The organism is uncultured Anaerotruncus sp. (assembly GCF_902490045.1).
Taxonomy (GTDB): Bacteria; Bacillota; Clostridia; order Oscillospirales; family Ruminococcaceae; genus Anaerotruncus.
Window position 1 is genome coordinate 1 of the sequence record NZ_CABUCJ010000205.1, and the last position, 1,898, is coordinate 1,898.

Below are 1,898 nucleotides of genomic sequence, written 5' to 3' on the forward strand. Positions count from 1 at the left end.
CGGCCGCCATCTGGCGGCCGCTTTACGGTTCATCGGGCGGGAAGAGCTCTTCGATCCGTTCCAATTCCTTTTTCAGGTGCTCCGCCTGCTCGCCGACCAGCCGGCTCAGGATTTCCAGCGCGTCGGCGGCGGCAGCCGTTTTCCGGACGAGGGAAAAATACAGCTCCTTATAGTCAGGCATAAAGCTCGCTCCCCCTGTGCAGATTAACGACTGATAGTTAATATTATACGTCTAATCATTAAGGATTTCAACGCCTAATCGTAATAATATTAACGCATAAGCACAGAAGGAGGGGTTGAATGGACATCCTCGGGAAAATCCGCCGGCTGCAGGAGGAACGCGGCTGGAGCGAAAACCATCTCGCGGAAGAGGCGCATCTCAGCCAGTCCACCATCAATTCGCTCTACCGGAAGGGAAACGTCCCCACCATCCCGACGCTCGAAGCGGTCTGCAGGGCCTTTGGGATGACGGTTTCCCAGTTTCTCGCGGAGGACAGCCTGCCGCCCGATCTCACCGGGGAGCAGCGCGAGCTGCTGGCCTGCTGGGAGGCCCTCGCCCCGGAGAAACGAAAGGCCCTGCTTGCGCTGATCAAGGTCATCTGCTGAACGAAAAAAGGCGGCCGCCCGACGGGCGGCCGCCTTTTTTAACCGGTATTCAGCTCTGCTTGAATTCCGTCCAGATGTCGTTGAAGAGGGCGGTGGCCTCCTCGCCGACGTCCTTGATCGACTCGCCGTTTTGAATCGCCTCGTCGGGGATGACGAGCAGCGGGTTGGTGATATAGGGGGTTGCCGCCGCGTTGCAGCTTCCGTAGAAAATCTGCTCGGTGATGTGGGCCGAACGCTCGCCGTCGAGGATGAAGTCGAGGAAGGCGTGCGCGTTGTCGGCGTGGGGGGCCTTGGCGGGGATAAAGACCGCGTCGATGCCGAATCCGACGCCCTCTGCGGGATAGACCGTCTTGAGCTCGGGGTTCGCGTTGAGGGCGGTGATCACCTGGGAGGTGAACATGTAGCCGACCGCCGTCTCGCCCGAGATCATGAGGTTGTAGGGGGTGTTGTAGTCAAACGCGCGGATGTTGGGGCGCAGGGGCATCAGCTTCTCCTTGGCCTGCTCCAGCACGGCGGGATCGGTCTCGTTGAAGCTTTTCCCCATCGTTTTGAGGGTGATGCCGATGATGTTGCGCGCGTCGTCCATCACGACGACCGAATCCGCAAACGCCGGGTTCCACAGGTCCTCGTAGCCCTTGATCTCCACATCGCCCGTCATGGCGGGGTTGTAGATAATCATCGGCACACCCGCCGAATGGGGAACGACGTACTGGTTGTCCGGATCGAAAAAGGTGTTCTGGTAGGTTGGGTTGATGTTCTTGAAGTTGGGGATCTTGGATTTGTCGAGCTCCATCAGCAGACCCTGCCCCCGCGCGATATCGATGATGTAGTCGCTCGCGAGCACGATGTCGTATTCGCCGCCCGATTCGAGCTTCATGAGCATCTCCTCGTTCGACTCAAAGGTGCTGTAGTTCACCTTGATGCCCGTCTGCTCGGTAAACTCCGCGAGGATGTCGTCGGGGAAATAGGTGGCCCAAGTGAAGACGTTGAGCACCTTCTCATCCGCTTTTTTTCCACAGGCGCCCAATGAAAGCGCCAACACCGCCGCAAGCAGCAATGCAAGCGCGCGTGTCCATTTCCGCATGGTAAGTCCCTTCTTTCTGTTCCATTGTGATTTATCGCTCCAACCGCTTTTAGCGGTGAAACTGCCTGTTGGGGGGTGCCGCTCGGGGAGCGGCGGAGCTTTTAGATTTGCCGCTCATCGAGCGGCAGAATTGCCGGGTCCCGCCCCGGCAGGCGGGTTCCTTTTCGGACGGACGAAAAGGAACCAAAAGTCCGCCTAAGGGGGCTCC

At 58.8% G+C, this 1,898-nt stretch carries 3 protein-coding genes; 1 reads left to right on the forward strand and 2 read right to left on the reverse strand.

From position 1 onward, the window contains the following. Nucleotides 1–22: 22 nt before the first annotated feature. Nucleotides 23–181, reverse strand: coding sequence for a hypothetical protein (locus RDM88_RS12725; RefSeq protein WP_308755194.1), 159 nt, complete (start codon nucleotides 179–181; stop codon nucleotides 23–25). Nucleotides 182–300: 119 nt separating this feature from the next. Between RDM88_RS12725 and RDM88_RS12730 the strand changes: the two genes are divergently transcribed. Continuing rightward, entirely contained in the window at nucleotides 301–606 is a 306-nt protein-coding gene (locus RDM88_RS12730) for a helix-turn-helix transcriptional regulator (protein WP_308755195.1), read from the forward strand. A 49-nt stretch (nucleotides 607–655) separates the two neighbouring features. Here RDM88_RS12730 and RDM88_RS12735 read toward each other — a convergent pair whose 3' ends face one another. Continuing rightward, complete coding sequence (locus tag RDM88_RS12735; RefSeq protein WP_308755196.1) at nucleotides 656–1,690, reverse strand: spermidine/putrescine ABC transporter substrate-binding protein; 1,035 nt, start codon at nucleotides 1,688–1,690, stop codon at nucleotides 656–658. Between the last annotated feature and the right edge of the window lie 208 nt (nucleotides 1,691–1,898).

What these genes read in the sequence shown, in the direction of transcription:
- RDM88_RS12725 (WP_308755194.1), bottom strand. Translation starts at nt 181, where the DNA reads ATGCCTGACTATAAGGAGCTGTATTTTTCCCTCGTCCGGAAAACGGCT.
- RDM88_RS12730 (WP_308755195.1), top strand. Translation starts at nt 301, where the DNA reads ATGGACATCCTCGGGAAAATCCGCCGGCTGCAGGAGGAACGCGGCTGG.
- RDM88_RS12735 (WP_308755196.1), bottom strand. Translation starts at nt 1,690, where the DNA reads ATGCGGAAATGGACACGCGCGCTTGCATTGCTGCTTGCGGCGGTGTTG.